At 67.6% G+C, this 16,534-nt stretch carries 13 protein-coding genes and 1 riboswitch; of the genes, 9 read left to right on the plus strand and 4 right to left on the minus strand.

From position 1 onward, the window contains the following. Nucleotides 1-214: 214 nt before the first annotated feature. The 6 genes from rpsM (at nucleotide 215) to guaA (ending at nucleotide 7,051) form a co-directional block, all read left to right on the plus strand. Nucleotides 215-583, plus strand: coding sequence for a 30S ribosomal protein S13 (rpsM, locus tag MHZ35_RS05055; protein ID WP_125961391.1), 369 nt, complete (start codon nucleotides 215-217; stop codon nucleotides 581-583). Between the two features lie 86 nt (nucleotides 584-669). Next, nucleotides 670-1,059, plus strand: coding sequence for a 30S ribosomal protein S11 (gene rpsK, locus MHZ35_RS05060; RefSeq protein ID WP_129342170.1), 390 nt, complete (start codon nucleotides 670-672; stop codon nucleotides 1,057-1,059). Between the two features lie 98 nt (nucleotides 1,060-1,157). Next, entirely contained in the window at nucleotides 1,158-2,222 is a 1,065-nt protein-coding gene (locus MHZ35_RS05065; RefSeq protein ID WP_132883268.1) for a DNA-directed RNA polymerase subunit alpha, read from the plus strand. A gap of 228 nt (nucleotides 2,223-2,450) precedes the next feature. Next, nucleotides 2,451-2,873, plus strand: coding sequence for a 50S ribosomal protein L17 (rplQ, locus tag MHZ35_RS05070; RefSeq protein ID WP_125961388.1), 423 nt, complete (start codon nucleotides 2,451-2,453; stop codon nucleotides 2,871-2,873). Nucleotides 2,874-3,103: 230 nt separating this feature from the next. Further along, complete coding sequence (locus MHZ35_RS05075; RefSeq protein WP_239434632.1) at nucleotides 3,104-5,161, plus strand: prolyl oligopeptidase family serine peptidase; 2,058 nt, start codon at nucleotides 3,104-3,106, stop codon at nucleotides 5,159-5,161. Nucleotides 5,162-5,491: 330 nt separating this feature from the next. Further along, nucleotides 5,492-7,051, plus strand: a complete 1,560-nt coding sequence (guaA, locus tag MHZ35_RS05080; RefSeq protein WP_125961387.1) for a glutamine-hydrolyzing GMP synthase — start codon at nucleotides 5,492-5,494, stop codon at nucleotides 7,049-7,051. A 77-nt stretch (nucleotides 7,052-7,128) separates the two neighbouring features. Here the strand turns inward: guaA and MHZ35_RS05085 are convergent, their stop codons facing one another. Together MHZ35_RS05085 and MHZ35_RS05090 are read right to left on the minus strand one after the other, a co-directional pair. Beyond that, the gene (locus MHZ35_RS05085; protein WP_239434633.1) at nucleotides 7,129-8,487 is read right to left on the minus strand and encodes a PQQ-dependent sugar dehydrogenase; all 1,359 of its coding nucleotides are present in this window, start codon (nucleotides 8,485-8,487) and stop codon (nucleotides 7,129-7,131) included. After that, entirely contained in the window at nucleotides 8,487-8,936 is a 450-nt protein-coding gene (locus MHZ35_RS05090) for a DUF2231 domain-containing protein (protein ID WP_239434634.1), read from the minus strand. Before MHZ35_RS05090 ends, MHZ35_RS05085 begins: the two co-directional genes overlap by 1 nt. A gap of 179 nt (nucleotides 8,937-9,115) precedes the next feature. On the opposite strand from MHZ35_RS05090, the gene MHZ35_RS05095 reads away from it, so the two are divergent. From MHZ35_RS05095 to MHZ35_RS05105, 3 genes are all read left to right on the plus strand, one after another. After that, the gene (locus tag MHZ35_RS05095; protein ID WP_239434635.1) at nucleotides 9,116-9,412 is read left to right on the plus strand and encodes a hypothetical protein; all 297 of its coding nucleotides are present in this window, start codon (nucleotides 9,116-9,118) and stop codon (nucleotides 9,410-9,412) included. A 117-nt stretch (nucleotides 9,413-9,529) separates the two neighbouring features. Then, complete coding sequence (locus tag MHZ35_RS05100; protein WP_239434636.1) at nucleotides 9,530-10,852, plus strand: erythromycin esterase family protein; 1,323 nt, start codon at nucleotides 9,530-9,532, stop codon at nucleotides 10,850-10,852. A gap of 94 nt (nucleotides 10,853-10,946) precedes the next feature. Continuing rightward, complete coding sequence (locus MHZ35_RS05105; protein ID WP_239434637.1) at nucleotides 10,947-11,390, plus strand: NIPSNAP family protein; 444 nt, start codon at nucleotides 10,947-10,949, stop codon at nucleotides 11,388-11,390. Between the two features lie 54 nt (nucleotides 11,391-11,444). On the opposite strand, the gene metE is transcribed toward MHZ35_RS05105, so the two are convergent. After that, nucleotides 11,445-13,733, minus strand: a complete 2,289-nt coding sequence (metE, locus tag MHZ35_RS05110; RefSeq protein ID WP_239434638.1) for a 5-methyltetrahydropteroyltriglutamate--homocysteine S-methyltransferase — start codon at nucleotides 13,731-13,733, stop codon at nucleotides 11,445-11,447. 107 nt (nucleotides 13,734-13,840) lie between these two features. Continuing rightward, nucleotides 13,841-14,061: riboswitch (cobalamin riboswitch) on the minus strand. 102 nt (nucleotides 14,062-14,163) lie between these two features. Further along, nucleotides 14,164-16,443 (minus strand): TonB-dependent receptor plug domain-containing protein, encoded by a 2,280-nt coding sequence (locus MHZ35_RS05115; RefSeq protein ID WP_239434639.1) that lies wholly within the window; start codon nucleotides 16,441-16,443, stop codon nucleotides 14,164-14,166. Between the last annotated feature and the right edge of the window lie 91 nt (nucleotides 16,444-16,534).

The raw sequence follows: 16,534 nt of genomic DNA on the forward strand, positions 1-16,534 counted from the left end.
CTCCGCCACGACCACCCGCACGCTCCATCGCAAATTTGGTTCCGCCGGGCGGTTGACAGCTTCCCCGCCTGGGCTTACCTGCGCTTTACCCCGACACACCGGTCCCGGCGGCGCGCACGCGTGTCCGCCGCAATCGTGCGTTTCGGGTCAACGCTACGAGATGGGGCGCGCGTATAGCCATGCGGTGCCTCGTGGAGCTGGGAGAATAAAGTTCATGGCACGTATCGCGGGTGTTAACATCCCGACCAACAAGCGCGTCATCATTGCGCTGCAGTACATCCACGGCATTGGTCCTGCGAAGGCCAAGCAGATCACCGACGCGCTGGGCATCGCTGCCGAGCGTCGCGTGCAGGACCTGAGCGATCAGGAAGTGCTGCAGATCCGCGAGACGATCGACGCCAGCCACACCGTCGAGGGTGACCTCCGTCGCGAAACCGCGATGAACATCAAGCGCCTGATGGACCTGGCCTGCTACCGCGGCCTGCGTCATCGCAAGGGCCTGCCGGTCCGTGGCCAGCGCACGCACACCAATGCGCGCACCCGCAAGGGCAAGGCCAAGCCGATCGCGGGCAAGAAGAAGTAAGCGCAACGCGCTTGCTTCTCCGCAGGCCGGTGAGAGGCTGAACGCCTCCCGGCCTTCGTCACACGATATCAGGTCAGGATTACCCCATGGCACAGGCACCGCAGCGCCTTCGTCGGCGCGAACGCAAGAACATCACCGCAGGCGTCGCGCACGTGAACGCCAGCTTCAACAACACCATGATCACCATCACCGACGCGCAGGGCAACGCGATCAGCTGGTCTTCGGCCGGCATGATGGGCTTCAAGGGTTCGCGTAAGTCGACCCCGTATGCCGCCCAGGTCGCAGCCGAAGACGCAGGCCGCAAGGCTGCCGACCACGGCGTGCGCACCCTGGAAGTCGAAGTGAAGGGCCCGGGTTCGGGTCGCGAGTCGGCGCTGCGCGCGCTGCAGGCCGTTGGCTTCCAGATCACGTCGATCCGCGACGTGACCTCGATCCCGCACAACGGCGTGCGCCCCTCCAAGCGCCGCCGCGTTTGATCGATCCCGTCCGGCCGTCGCGACCCTTGTTGGCTGCGCGGCCGGATCGTCATTCGGCGCGGGCAGCCCCCGCCTGCGCCCACAACTAGGGGAAGCCCGTGTCTGTCAACGCTAAGAACTGGCAGGAACTCAAGAAGCCCAGCGGCCTCGAGAAGAAGGCTGGTGGCGATTCCAAGCGCAAGGCGACCTTTGTTGCCGAGCCGCTGGAGCGTGGCTTCGGCCTGACGCTCGGCAACTCGCTGCGCCGGGTGCTGCTGTCCTCGCTGCAGGGCGCCGCGGTCACCTCCATCAAGATCGAGAACGTGCTGCACGAGTTCTCGAGCCTGGCGGGCGTGCGTGAGGACGTGACCGACATCGTCCTCAACGTGAAGCAGATCGCGCTCAAGATGCAGGGCGAGGGCGCCAAGCGCCTCCAGCTGTCCATGACCGGCCCGGCCGAAGTCAAGGCTGGCGACATCGCCGTCTCGGGCGACATCGAGGTGATGAACCCCGAGCTCGTGATCTGCCACCTGGACGAAGGCGCGACGCTCAACATGGAACTGACCGCCGAGAGCGGGAAGGGCTATGTTCCGGCCGCGAGCAACCGTCCGGCCGACGCGCCGATCGGCCTCATCCCGGTCGATGCGCTGTTCTCGCCGGTGCGCCAGGTGTCGTACAAGGTCGAGAACACCCGCGTGGGTCAGGAGCTCGACTACGACAAGCTGACGCTGACCGTCGAGACCGACGGCACGGTGACCCCGGAGGACGCGATCGCCTATGCGGGCCGCATCCTTCAGGACCAGCTGGCGCTGTTCGTGCACTTCGACGACTCGTCGGTCACCCGTCAGGCGCCGACCGGTGCTGCGGCTCCGGCACAGGTCGCCGAGTCGGCGGGCGACACCGCGCAGATCAACCGCTTCCTCCTCAAGAAGGTGGACGAGCTGGAACTGTCGGTGCGTTCGGCGAACTGCCTGAAGAACGACAACATCATCTACATCGGCGATCTGGTTCAGAAGACCGAGGCAGAGATGCTGCGCACCCCGAACTTCGGCCGCAAGTCGCTCAACGAGATCAAGGAAGTGCTCTCGTCGATGGGCCTGCGCCTCGGCATGGAAATCCCGGGCTGGCCGCCCGAGAACATCGAGGAAATGGCCAAGAAGCTCGAGCAGGAGATCATGGGGTAAGGCGCACCGGATCAGCCTGGCTGATCCGGAGACGCCGAACCCCGGCCGGCGGGCCGGTGCAAACCGGCCCGTTCGACGTCGCGGCTTTGCCGCGACGGGCTCCGGGTTCAGAGCGCTAGGTTCAAAGATGCCGGCACAGCTGGCATGACGGTATTGTTGGGTGGCTCACCGTCCCACCTGGTCTGGGGTTTCCGTGACACGGCCCCTTAACGAACGAAGGAAATACTCATGCGTCATCGCGTTGGCGGTCGTAAGCTGCAGCGTACCTCGGCTCATCGTCTGGCCCTGTTCCGCAACATGTCGGCCGCGCTGATCAAGCACGAGCAGATCACCACCACCGTCGCCAAGGCGAAGGAACTGCGTCCCTACGTCGAGAAGCTGGTGACGCTGGCGAAGAAGGGTGGCCTGTCCAACCGTCGTCTCGCCCACGCCCGTCTCCTCGACGACGCGCAGCTGGTGAAGCTGTTCGACGTGCTGGCGACCCGCTATGCCGATCGCAACGGCGGCTACACCCGCATCATCAAGGCCGGCATCCGCGCGTCGGACGCCTCGCCGATGGCGATCATCGAGTTCGTCGACCGCGACGTCTCGGCCAAGGGCCAGGACTCGGGTCCGGTCGTGACCGAAGAGGACTTCGACGAAGCCGCATAAGCTGCGACGTCGCCACCGCTTCTAAGCGGTTGCAAACAAAGAAGGGCCGGGCCAGTTTGGCGCCGGCCCTTTCTTTTTTCCCCGGAGAGCACCTGGTGTCACGACGCGTCTGCGCGACTGCAATGGCTTTGGTTTCGCTGGCGCTCGCCGGCTGCGGCAAGTCCGACCCGGGCTTTCGCGCCGGCATGCCCGGCCTTTCGCAGTCGCCGTCCCACAAAGCCGAGGTAACCATGTCCTACCCCGAAACCCGCCGGGTCGATCAGGTCGACAAGCTCTTCGGCGAAAAGGTCGAAGATCCCTATCGCTGGCTCGAGAACGACGTCCGCACCGATCCGGAGGTGGCCGCCTGGGTCGCGGCGCAGAACCGCGTGACCGACGCGTACCTGGCGACGCTGCCGGGCCGCGCCATCTTCAAGGAGCGGCTGCGCACCCTGATCGACTATGAGCGCTTCGGCCTCCCGACCAAGAAGGGCAGCCGCTACTTCTACACGCGCAACAGCGGCGTGCAGAACCAGTCGGTCCTCTATGTCCGCGACACGCTCGACGGGCCGGGCCGCGTGCTGATCGATCCCAATGGTTGGGCGGCGGACGGCGCCACCGCGCTGTCCGAATGGGTGCCGTCGGAGAACGGCCGTCTGATCGCCTATGGCATCCAGGACGGCGGCACCGACTGGCGCACGCTCAAGGTGCTCGACGTCGCGACAGGCAAGCCGCTCGAAGACGAGGTGAAGTGGGCCAAGTTCACCGCGGTTGCCTGGGCGCACAACGGCTCGGGCTTCTTCTACTCGCGCTTCCCGGAGCCGGAGCAGGGGGCGGCCTTCCAGGCGCTCAACCTCAACCACGCGCTTTATTTCCATAAGATCGGCACGCCGCAGTCGGCCGACATCAAGGTCTATTCGACCCCGGACAAGCCCAAGCAGAGCCACGTCGGCCAGGTCACCGACGACGGCAAGTGGCTGGTGATCACCACGTCGGAGGGCACCGACAACCGCTACGAGATCACGCTCGTCGACCTCACCGACAGCCGCATGCGGCCCCGCACGCTGGTGCGCGGGCTGGAGAACAGCTGGGATCTGGCGGGCAACATCGGCAGCACCTTCTACTTCGTGACCGACAAGGACGCCTCGCGCGGCCGCATCGTCGCGATCGACGCCGCCGCATCGACTGATCGCCTGCGCGAGATCGTGCCCCAGGACGAGGCGACGCTCCAGGGTGCGAAGATCACCGGCGGCAAGCTGATGGCGAGCTACCTGGTGGACGCAAAGACCGAGGTGCGCCGCTATACGCTCAACGGCGCACGCGACGGCGCAGTGCCGCTCCCCGGCATCGGCACGGCCAGCGGCTTCGGCGGCGACCAGGACGATCCCGAGACCTTCTTCGCCTTCACCAGCTTCGCCACGCCCACGACGATCTACCGCTACGACGTCCGCACGGGTCAAGCGACGCCGTGGCAGACGCCCAAGGTCGCGTTCAACCCTGCCGACTATGACGTCGCGCAGCGCTTCTACGGTTCCAAGGACGGTACCCGCGTGCCGATGTTCCTGGTCCGCAAGAAGGGGACGACCGGCCCTGCGCCGACGCTGCTCTACGGCTACGGCGGCTTCAACTCGTCGGTGCTGCCGGCCTTCTCGTCCAATCGCCTGGCGTGGCTGGAGCAGGGCGGGGTGCTCGCGGTCGCGAACATTCGCGGCGGCGGCGAATATGGCAAGGCGTGGCATGACGGCGGGCGCCTCGCCAACAAGCAGAACGTCTTCGACGACTTCATCGCCGCGGCCGAGGATCTGATCGCACAGGGCGACACCACCAAGAACAAGCTGGTGATCCAGGGCGGCTCCAACGGCGGCCTGCTGGTGGGTGCGGTCGTCAACCAGCGCCCGGACCTGTTCGCGGCCGCGCTGCCGGCGGTCGGCGTCATGGACATGCTGCGCTTCGATCGCTTCACCGCTGGCCGCTACTGGGTCGACGACTATGGCGATCCGGCGGAGGAAGCGGACTTCAAGGCCCTGCGCGCCTATTCGCCGTACCACAACATCCGCAAGGGCAAGGATTATCCCGCGATCCTCGCCACCACCGCGGACACGGACGACCGCGTCGTGCCGGGCCATACGTTCAAGTACGTCGCAGCGCTTCAGGCGGCCAAGATCGGCGACAAGCCGCACCTCGTCCGCATCGAGACCCGCGCCGGCCACGGCTCGGGCAAGCCGACCGACAAGGTCATCGAGGAATATGCCGACCTCTGGGCGTTCGCCGCCCGCTGGACCGGCATGGAGGTCAAGCCGGTCGAGTAAGGAGAGCGTGATGGCGTTGAGCGTACCCGTTCGTCCTGAGTAGCCGTTGAGCGAAGTCGATACGGCGCTTCGACAAGCTCAGCCCCTACTCAGCACGAACGGATCTACCTGATTCCATCTGGGTTCAGGGCGCACCCCCACCTCTCCCGTGTGTTTCGAGCAGCCGTCGAGCTTGTCGAGACGGCGTGTCGAGAAACCGGCCGCGGTTCTCTCGACACGGGCTCTCGACAAACTCGATCCCTGCTCGAGACGAACGGAAGGCCGGATGCGGAGTAGGGCCCTCGCCAAAGGGGCTGGCAGCGCGCACAAGCTCTGCTATCGCGCGCTGCCATGAGCGTTCATCCCACAGACTCCATCCTGATCGTCGACTTCGGCAGCCAGGTCACGCAGCTGATTGCCCGCCGCGTCCGCGAGGCCGGCGTCTACAGCGAGATCGCGCCCTTCCAGTCGGCGGCCGAAGCCTTCGAGCGGATGCGCCCGCGCGGCGTGATCCTGTCGGGCGGCCCCGCCTCGGTGCCGGAGGAGGGGAGCCCGCGAGCGCCCCAGGCGATCTTCGATTCGGGCGTGCCGGTGCTCGGCATCTGCTACGGCCAGCAGGTCATGACCCAGCAGCTCGGCGGCACCGTCGAGAAGGGCATGAGCGGCGAGTTCGGCGAAGCCTATATCGGCGTCGAGGACCGCTGCGGCCTGTTCGACGCGCTCTGGGATGAGGGCGATCGCCATCAGGTGTGGATGAGCCACGGCGACAAGGTGACGGCGCTCGCCCCCGGATTCCGCGTCGTCGCGACCAGCCCCGGCGCACCGTTCGCGGTGATCGCCGACGATACGCGCCGCTACTACGGCACCCAGTTCCACCCCGAAGTCGTCCACACGCCCGATGGCGGCCGCCTGATCGGCAATTTCGCCCGCCACGTCTGCGGCCTCACCGGCGACTGGACGATGGCCGAGTTCCGCGAAGCCAAGATCGCCGACATCCGTGCCCAGGTCGGCCAGGGCCGCGTGATCTGCGGGCTGTCCGGCGGCGTCGACTCGGCAGTGGCAGCGGTCCTGATCCACGAGGCGATCGGCGAGCAGCTCACCTGCGTCTTCGTCGACCACGGCCTGATGCGTACCGGCGAAGCCGAGCAGGTCGTCTCGCTGTTCCGCAACCACTACAACATCCCGCTCGTGCACGTGAACGCGGAACCGCTGTTCATGAACGGCCTCGCCGGCGTCACTGACCCGGAGGCCAAGCGCAAGTTCATCGGCAAGACGTTCATCGACGTCTTCGAGGACGAGGCGAAGAAGATCGGCGGCGCCGAATTCCTGGCCCAGGGCACGCTCTATCCGGACGTGATCGAGAGCGTCAGCTTCACCGGCGGCCCGTCGGTGACGATCAAGAGCCACCACAATGTCGGCGGCCTGCCCGAGCGCATGAACATGAAGCTCGTCGAGCCCTTGCGCGAGCTGTTCAAGGACGAGGTCCGCGAGCTCGGCCGCGAGCTGGGCCTGCCCGACGCCTTCGTCGGCCGGCACCCGTTCCCCGGCCCCGGCCTCGCCATCCGCATCCCGGGCGAGGTCACCAAGGAGCGCTGCGACATCCTGCGCAAGGCCGACGCCATTTACCTCGAAGAGATCCGCAACGCCGGCCTCTACGACGCGATCTGGCAGGCGTTCGCGGTGCTGCTGCCGGTCCGCTCGGTGGGCGTGATGGGCGACGGCCGCACGTACGACTCGGTGCTGGCGCTGCGTGCCGTCACCTCGACCGACGGCATGACCGCCCAGGCGTTCCAATTCCCCGGCGACTTCCTGCCGCGCGTCGCGACCCGCATCGTCAACGAGGTGAAGGGCATCAACCGCGTCACCTACGACTATACGAGCAAGCCGCCCGGCACGATCGAGTGGGAATGATCCCCGGCTCGCGCTAAGCGGCCAGCATCCGTCCGGCGCACTCCACCCGAGTGCGCCGGACGTTGCGTTGGGGGAAGTCAGGTCGCGCTGCGGCCGCCCGTGCCCGCAGCGGGAGCGCCGCCGGCATGGCTGATCCGCCACACCGTGTTGCCGACATCGTCCGCCACCAGCAGCGCGCCGGTGCGATCGACCGCGACGCCCACCGGCCGGCCGCGTGCCTTGCCGTCCTTCAGGAAGCCGGTGACGAAATCCTGCGGGATGCCGGTCGGCCGGCCGCCCTGGAAGCGGATGAACGCCACCTTGTAGCCGTGCGGATCGCTGCGGTTCCAGCTGCCGTGCTCGCCGACAAAGGCGCCGCCCCGGTAGGCCGCAGGAAAGCTCGCGCCCGTGTAGAAGGCGAGGCCGAGCGGCGCGACATGCGATCCCAGCGAATAATCCGGGGAGATCGCCTTCGCGACCAACTCCGGCCGCTGCGGCCGCACCCGCGGATCCACATGCTGCCCGTAATAGCTGTACGGCCAGCCATAGAAGCCGCCCGGCTGCACCGACGTCATATAGTCGGGCACCAGGTCGGGGCCGAGCTCGTCACGCTCGTTGATGACGGCCCACAGCGTGTTCGACCCGGGATAGAAGGTCAGCCCGTTGGGATTGCGCAGCCCGCTCGCATACACCTTCAGCAGGCCGGTCTTCGGATCGACCTCCAGGATCGCAGCCCGGTCGCGTTCGGCCTCCTCGCCGCGCTCCATGGCATTGCTGTTCGATCCGATGCCCACGTAGAGCCGGGTCCCGTCCGGGCTCGCCGTCAGGCTCTTGGTCCAATGGTGGTTGATCGGCCCCGCCGGCAGGTCGGCCACCTTCACGCCGGGCGCGGTGATCCGCGTCTGCCCGGGCACGAAGGGATAGCGCACGATCGCATCGGTGTTCGCGACATACAGGTCGCTTCCGATCACCGCCACGCCGAACGGCGCGTTCAGCTTGTCCACCAGCACCGATCGCCCATCCGGCCGGCCGTCGCCATTGGCATCGCGCACCAGCGTGATGCGGTTGCTCTGCGGCGGGGCCTCGCCGCTCTTCGCCTGGCCATGCGCCATCGACATGATCCAGTCGCGGATGGGGTCCTTGGGCCGCTGGACCGGCTCGCCGCCCTCCTTCTTCGATTCCACGATCAGCACGTCGCCGTTCGGCAGCGCCAGCACGTTGCGCGGGTTGGCGAGCCCGGTCGCGATCGCCTCGATGCGGAACCCGGCCGGCACGGTCGGAGTCTCGCCCGCCTTCCAGCCCACGACCTTGTAGACGCCCACGTCGGAGATCAGCGCCTCCTTCGGCTCGGGCAGCAGAGGGTTCGGCCCATATTGTGCGTTGGGGTCGATCTTCTGGCCGCCCCCGCAGCCGGCAAGGGCGGAAACGGCGAGCAGGGCTGCAAGGCTGCGCTTCATCACAGGTCTCCCGCCACGCGGCGATTGGCGGACTGCCAGAACCATCCGGCCAGCAGCGCGAGCACGACGGCCAGGATCGACAGCATCAGCCCGGTCGGCACCACCGCCGTCCACCCGTCGCGCGTGTGGACGAAGGAGTTGAACACCTCCACCACCCAGGCGGCTAGGAACAGCAGCGCATGCACCGCCCACGCGCCCGTGCGCCGCGCGCGCCTGCGCACCGTCTCGACGATCAGCACCACCCCGGCGACTCCGCCCGAGACCAGTCCCGCCAGCAGCAGCCAGCTGGAGAAGTTGAGCCACATCATGTCGGGTGCGCGGGAATAGGCGATGTCGGTGATCAGCGCGCCGATGAAGCAGGTGATCGAAGCCGGGAGCAGCGCGGAATAGATCCGGTGGCCGAGGACGCCGGGTGGCCGTCGATCGGCGTGCGCGATGCTCTCGGCCATAGGCATGTCCTTCCCTGTGTCTGGGGGGACTACGACCGGAGGGCAGGGGAGTTCCCGCGCGGGCGTCCCGCGCGCGCGAAGCGGCCCGAAACGCTGTCTCGTCGATGAATGTCGCGGACGGGCTTCGTTCAGGCCGGCGCGCTTAGCTTCTCCCCATCGAGATTGCGAAGGAGAGAACCATGCGTACGCTGATCATCCTGGCCACCGTGGCCGCTGCGGCTTTCACTCCGGCCGCCGCATCCGCCCAGCGTTACGGCTACAACCACGAAGTCCGGCGCGAAGTGCAGGAATGCCGCCGCGAGCTGCGCCGTGCCGACAGCCGCCGCGAATACCGCCGCGAGCAGCGCGAGTGCCGCCGCGAGATCGCAGACGCGCGCCGCGACAGCCGCCGCGACTGGCGCCACGATCGCCGCGATTGGCGGGACGACCGCGGCCACTATGGCTGGCGCGACCGTCAGTACGGCAGCCGCTGGTAAGCGCCGGGCGCCGGGCAGGGTATCGCACCTTGCCCGGCGCTGACGTTCCCGCCGAGCCTACACGCCGAACCAAGCCGCCGTCCCGGCGTTGGTCTCCCGCAACGGAGAGGCAGGCGGATGGTGGCAGAAGACGACACGCGCCGGGCGGCGCAGCTGGTGGCAGGCGCTGCCGAACCGCTGCCCGATTTCGACGATCCGGCATTCGGAGCGCTGTTCGATCGCTTCGCCGACGCCCGCGTGGTGTGCCTGGGCGAGGCGAGCCACGGCACCTCCGAATTCTACCGCGCCCGCGCCGCCATCACCCGCCACCTGATCGAGCGGCACGGCTTCACCATGGTCGCGGTCGAGGCGGACTGGCCCGACGCCGCGGTCATCGACCGCACCGTGCGCGCAAAGCCTGCGCCGGCCGAAGCGCCGACCCCCTTCACCCGCTTTCCCGCCTGGATGTGGCGCAATGCCGAGTTCGACGGCTTCGTGGACTGGCTCACCGCCCACAATGCCGATCGGGACGCGTCCGCCCGCGTCAGCTTCCACGGTCTGGATCTCTACAACATGACGGCGTCGGTCGCCGCTGTGATCGGCTATCTGGAGCGGGTCGATCCGGCAGCCGCCGCCGAGGCCCGCCGCCTCTACGGCTGCCTGAAGCCGTGGAAGGAGCAGCCCGAACGCTATGGCCGCATGGCGCTGAGCGAAGGCCATGGCCGATGCGAAACGGCGGTGGTGCAGCTGCTGCGCGACCTGTTCGCCAACGAAGCCGCCTATGCGCCCGGCGATCCGGACTCCTTCCTTGATGCGGCGCAGAACGCCAGGCTCGTCGCCAATGCAGAGGCCTATTATCGCGCCATGTACTATGGCTCGGCGGCCAGCTGGAACCTGCGCGACGAGCATATGGCCGACACGCTGGAACTGCTGCTGCAGCGCAAGGGGCCGGATGCCAAGGCGGTGGTCTGGGCGCACAACAGCCATGTCGGCGACGCCCGCCGGACCGACATGGGCCAGAGCCGCGGTGAGCTGAACCTCGGCCAGCTGGTGCGGGAGCGCTACGACGGCGCCGCCTGCCTGATCGGCTTCGGAACCCACGCTGGCACCGTCGCCGCCGCCGATGATTGGGACGAGCCGATGCGGATCATGACGGTCAATCCGTCCCGCCCCGACAGCTTCGAGCGCATCCTCCACGACAGCGGCGCCCCGCGCTTCCTGCTCGATCTGCGCGAGGGGGCGGCAAGCCCCGAACTGCGCGAGGCCCTCGCGGGTGAGCGGCTCGAGCGCTACATCGGCGTCATCTACCGCCCGGACACAGAACGCTGGAGCCACTATTCCGAGGCGTCGCTGGCCCAGGAATATGATGCCTTCCTGTGGTTCGACACTACGACTGCCGTGCAGGCTACGGCGGCAAGGGGCGAGGCGGGGCAGGACGAGACCTGGCCGACGGGACTGTAGATGGACAACCGCAGGCAGCCGGAACCGCGCCGCCAGAGTGGCGCGCGGTCGCGCATGGTGCCTATGATGGCCCGCACCTGTCCGGGAGATCCCCATGCGCTTCCTGTTCGCCGCCTGCCTGGTCACTGCGGCAATCGCCAGTCCTGCCGCCATGCGTCCGGCGATCGCCCAGTCCTCGGCACTCGATCCGAAGACCGCGGTCTACGAGTTGCGCATCTATTACCCCGCGCCCGGCAAGCTCGCCGCCCTCAACGCCCGCTTCCGCGAGCATACGCTCGCGCTCTTTGCCAAGCACGGCATGCACAACGTCGCCTATTGGAACGAGCAGCCGACCGCGGAAGCGCCGGAGGGTCGGGTCGTCTACGTGCTCGCCTACCCGAGCCGGGAGGCTCGGGAGGCGAGCTGGAAGGCGTTCGGCGCCGATCCGGAATGGCGTGCGGTGGTCGCCACCTCCGAAGCCGGCGGCAAGCTGGTGACGAAGATCGACAGCGTGTTCATGACGCTGGCCGATTATTCCCCGCGCCTGCCGCTCCGCTGAGCCGAGACGGGGAGGCTGCGTGCCGCGGATCCGGCACGCAGCCGCTCTTCAGCGCTAGGCGGCGCGCAGCGTGCGTGCCGCGGCGACCATCGCCTCGATCGCCGGCCTCACCTCATCCCATTTGCGCGTCTTCAACCCACAGTCCGGGTTCACCCAGAGCTGCTCGGGCCTCAGGTGCTGCTGGGCCAGCCGCATCAGCTCGACCATCTCGGTCTCGCCCGGCACGCGCGCGGAGTGGATGTCGTACACGCCCGGCCCGATCGCGCTCGGGTAGCGATACTTCGCGAACGCCTCCAGCAGCTCCATCTGCGACCGCGCCGTCTCGATCGAGATCACGTCGGTGTCCATCGCGCCGATCGACGGCAGGATGTGGTTGAACTCCGAATAGCACATGTGCGTGTGGATCTGGGTGCCGTCCGCCACGCCTGCGGCCGAGAGGCGGAAACAGTCCACCGCCCAGTCGAGATACTGCTGCCAGTCCCGCTTCCTGAGCGGCAGGCCCTCCCGCAGCGCCGCCTCGTCGATCTGGATCGCCCGGCATCCGGCCGCTTCCAGGTCCTGCACCTCGTCGCGGATCGCAAAGGCGATCTGCCGGCAGGAGGTCTCGCGGGGCTGGTCGTCGCGCACGAAGCTCCAGTTGAGGATCGTGACCGGCCCGGTGAGCATGCCCTTCACGGGCTTGTCGGTGAGCCCCTGCGCAAAGCGCCACCACTCCACCGTCATCGGGTGGGTGCGGCGGACATCGCCGAACAGGATCGGCGGCCGGACGCAGCGCGAGCCATAGCTCTGCACCCAGCCGTTCACCGTGAACGCGAAGCCGGCCAGCTGCTCGCCGAAATACTGCACCATGTCGTTGCGCTCGAACTCGCCGTGGACGAGCATGTCGAGCCCGACCGCTTCCTGCCAGCGGATGGCGCGCTCGGTCTCCTCGCGCAGGAACTGCTGGTAACCGGCATCGTCGAGGTTGCCGCGATTATGCTCGGCACGCGCATGGCGTACCTCGGCCGTCTGCGGGAAAGAGCCGATGGTGGTGGTGGGGAAGGGGGGCAGGTCGAGCAGTTCGGCCTGGGCCCGCGCGCGTTCGGCATGGCCGGAACGGCGCGCTCGCATGTCCGGCGTCGCCCCCGCCACCCGCGCCTGCACCGCCGCGTCATGGATGCGGGGCGACACCTTCCGGTTCGCTGCCGCCTCTGCCGACGCCGCGAGCGGCCCGGCTACGCTGTCCCGCCCTTCATTCAGCGCGCGCTTGAGGACCGCCAGTTCCTCCACCTTCTGAACCGCAAAGGCGAGCCACTGCTTCACCTCGGCGTCGAGCTTGGGTTCGAGCGTAAGGTCCACCGGCACGTGCAGCAGCGAGCAGGACGGCGCCAGCACCAGGTCGCGCGATGCCGCAATCGGGGCGAGCCGTTCCAGCACCGCGTCCAGGTCGGCACGCCAGACGTTGCGCCCGTCGATCACGCCCAGCGAGAGCAGCAGGTCCTTGGGCGCGGCCCGCAGGACGGCATCGAGCTGCCCGGGCGCGCGGACGAGATCGACGTGCAAGCCTTGCACCGGCAGCGCGGTCGCCAGGGCCAGATTGTCCTCCAGCCCACCGAAATAGGTCGCCAGCATCAGCTTGGGGCCGGACCGCTGGAGCGCCGCATAGGCGCGGGTAAAGGCCGCCCGCTGCTGCTCCGAAAGATCGGTCACCAGGATCGGCTCGTCGATCTGCACCCACTCGGCTCCGGCGTGCGCGAGATGCCCCAGGATGACGCGGTAGAGCCCGAGCACCTCGTCGAGCAAGTCGAACGGGTCGATCCCATGCCCCTTGGCCAGGCTCAGCCATGTGATCGGACCGAGCAGCACCGGGCGCGTCTCATAACCCTGCGCCTGAGCCTCCCGATATTCCTCGACCACCTTCAACCGGCCGAGCGCGAGCTTGCGGCCGGGTTCGATCTCCGGGACGATATAGTGGTAGTTGGTGTCGAACCACTTCGTCATCTCGCCGGCGGTCACCGAACCATGCGCATGGCCGCATCCCGCGTCCTCGCCGGTGGTGCCCCGCGCCATCGCGAAATAGGTCGCCAGGTCGGTGACCCCGTCCGCCGCGCCATAGCGGCTCGGGATCGCGCCCAGCATCACGCTGGTATCCAGCACATGGTCATAGAGCGAGAAGTCGTTGGACGGCAGCCAGTCGGCCCCCAACGCCTTTTGCCGCGCCCAGGCGGCGGTGCGCAGGCCCGATGCGGCTTCCTGCAACTCGGCCTCGCCGATCCTACCGGACCAGAACTTCTCCAATGCGAACTTCAACTCGCGGCGCGGACCGATGCGGGGAAACCCCAAGGTCGCGATCGTCACTGTCATGTCTTCAACCCCGAAGAGGGCGAAGCGCCGGACCGAGCGCAGGCAGGCACGCGCCAGGGATCGCCCGGCCGCACACGCACGCGACCAGACCGGGCACCCCGCCGGTGGACGTTATGGCGTCAAAGGCAGGTCTCCTGGCTCGCGGGTCAGCACGGACGATCCGTCTTCCCAAGACGCCGCGCGCCTCAGTGACATGCTTGGATCGCCGCTCGCCGCTTACAGTTGCGGGGGCAGCGCCGGCCTTGCCCCATCAGGAGCGCACCGGCTTCCCGTCTTAGCTCCGGCGCAGGCAAGCGCCCGGCCGGAGAACCTCGACGCAGCAAGCATCGGGAAAAATCATGGCTCGGTCAACCGTCATATAAAGAAATCTTTATATGACGCTATCACTGGGTTGGAAAAGGGGGGCGGAAGCGCGGGTTCCGCCACCCGATCAGAAAGCGTGGCGCATGCCGATCACGACGTTGCGGCCACGCAGCGGCGACTGCTCCTTCACGAACGAGGTGTGGACGAACGCCAGCTCGTTGAGCAGGTTGCTGCCACGTGCGTAGAGCTCCACCGCCCGCGCGCCGCCCAGGTCGATGCGATAGCTCAGCGTGGCGTTGAGCATGTCGTAGCCCGCCGTGGGCGTCTCATAGGAGGCGACCTTGTCCTGCTCGAACGTGCGATAATATTCGACGTCACCCGAAAGCGGCCCGGCGGCAAGGTCATAGCGCGCGCCCAGGCGCCCAGGCGGGATCCGGGGCAGGTTGTCGTCGTCGCGCTTCAGCTTGGCGTCGACATAGTCGCCGAACACCGTCACCCGGGACTGGGGCGTCAGCTGGTAGCTGAGTTGGCCGTCGATCCCGGCGAAGCGCGCATCCGCCGCCGTGTAGATCAGGAAGTCGTGCGGAACGCCGGTTTCGGTCTCGGTCTCGATCAGGCGCGCGAAGACATAGTCGTCGACCTCCTGATAGAACAGGCCGACCTCGAACTCGAACGGACCTCCCGCCTTGCGGAACGTCAGGTTGATCGCGTCGGTGGTCTCCAGAATGTCTTCGGCGGACAGGCCCTTTTCGCCCAGGACCGGGTTCCCGACCGCAAGCCCGAGTTCGTAGCTGTTGGTCGCCAGGTTGTTGCCGCGCGCGTACAGCTCGCGCACGCTCGGCGCGCGTTCGGTATGCCCCAGCGAAAGCGCGAGGCCGTATCCGCGCCCGATGTTCCAGTTGGCTGCAAGCGAGGCGGAGAAGGGATCGTGCTTCACGGCCGGGTTCCGGGCGCGAAACGCGTCCACGTCCTCGCGCTCCAGGATCTGCCGCCAGTCCGGGCCGTACCATTCGGCGAAGAGGTCCTGCAGCTCGGCATCGAGGGTGATGCGATAGGGCGGCACCGTCACGTCCACCGTGCGCCAGTCCTTGCGGACCGCCGCCTCGACGTCGACCGAGCCGAACGACCGCCGCTCGGACAGGAAGATGCCGAAGTTGTCGGTGAGGTAATCGGGACTTCCGTCAAAGCCATAGGCTCCGTCCGGGAAGGGCTTGTGCCGGTCGTTGACGTTGATGCCGCCGAACCGGCCGTCGGTATATTGCACCCCCAGCACACCCGTGAACCCGAGGACGGGCTCGTGCGTCAGCTCGAAGCGCCCGTCCCAGACCTCGTTGGTGTAGCGGCTGAACAGCAGATCGCCGTCGATCTCGTCATGGGTATAGTCGGTGTAGGAGAGGCGCGCGCGCGTGTGGGAGAAGCCCGGCAGCAGGTCGTCATAGTCGGCGCGGACATCGACCCGGTCGCTGCGCAGCTTGATATAGGCCGTGTGGTCGTCGGGCGAGCCGAACGGATCCTCCCAGCTGCCATGTGCCCCGCAATGCAGGTCCAGCCCGTGCGTATGGCAGACCCCGTTCAGATGGCTGTGGCCGGGCAGCCCATATTCGCTTTCGATGCGTGAATAGGCGGCGCCGACATAGCCCTTGGCGGTGATCCAGGACGCGCCGAACGCATAGCTGGTGCTCTCGGCAAAGGAATCGCGCAGCTTGTCGGAGCCGTAGCTGTCGGGCACGTCATAGTCGTCCGCCGCTCGACGCGCCCCCTCGGCATGGAGGGCGAACTGGCCGATGCCCGCCGTCACGCGGCCGACCACGGTCTTCTCTTCGTCGCCGGTCCCGTATCGCACCTCGGTCGCGCCGGTGAGGCCGCCGACCGGCACCACCTTGGGCACCTTGCTGTCGATCAGGTTAATCGCGCCGTTGGTGGCATTGCCGCCATAGCGGGTCGCGGCAGGCCCGCGCTGGATCTCGATGGCGTCGAGCAGCAGCGGATCGGTGGTGATCGCGTGGTCCGGCGATACCGACGCCACGTCGAACAGGTTGGCGCCGTCGCTCAGCACCTCGATGCGGGGCACCGTCTGGCCGCGGATCACGGGACGCGATGCGCCCCCGCCGAAATTGTCGAGGTGCACGCCCGGCAGGCCGGCGAGTGTCTCGCCTAGGCCGCCTTCACGGCGATGCGCCAGTTCGTCGCCGGCGAGCACCTGCACCGGCAAGGCATTCTCCTCCGTCTCCAGCGAACGGCCGGTGACGACGATCTCGCGCGTGCCGACGTGGCCGCGCGCGTCGACTTCCGCCTCTTCGCCCCCGGTCACCGCCTCCTGTGCCCACGCCGGGGCCGGCGCACCCGCCGCAAGGGCGGACGTCGTCAGCAGCGCTGCTGCGCCGCGGCGCATGTTTCGAAAACCCATGGTCTTGCTCCCCACCTTTTTGACCGGCGTCGTCTAGGTGATGTTATATCGTTAAATCAAGATGGGACGTAAGCGCATCCGTTCGCACGGG

Source organism: Sphingomonas sp. ACRSK (assembly GCF_022346685.1).
GTDB lineage: Bacteria > Pseudomonadota > Alphaproteobacteria > Sphingomonadales > Sphingomonadaceae > Sphingomonas > Sphingomonas molluscorum.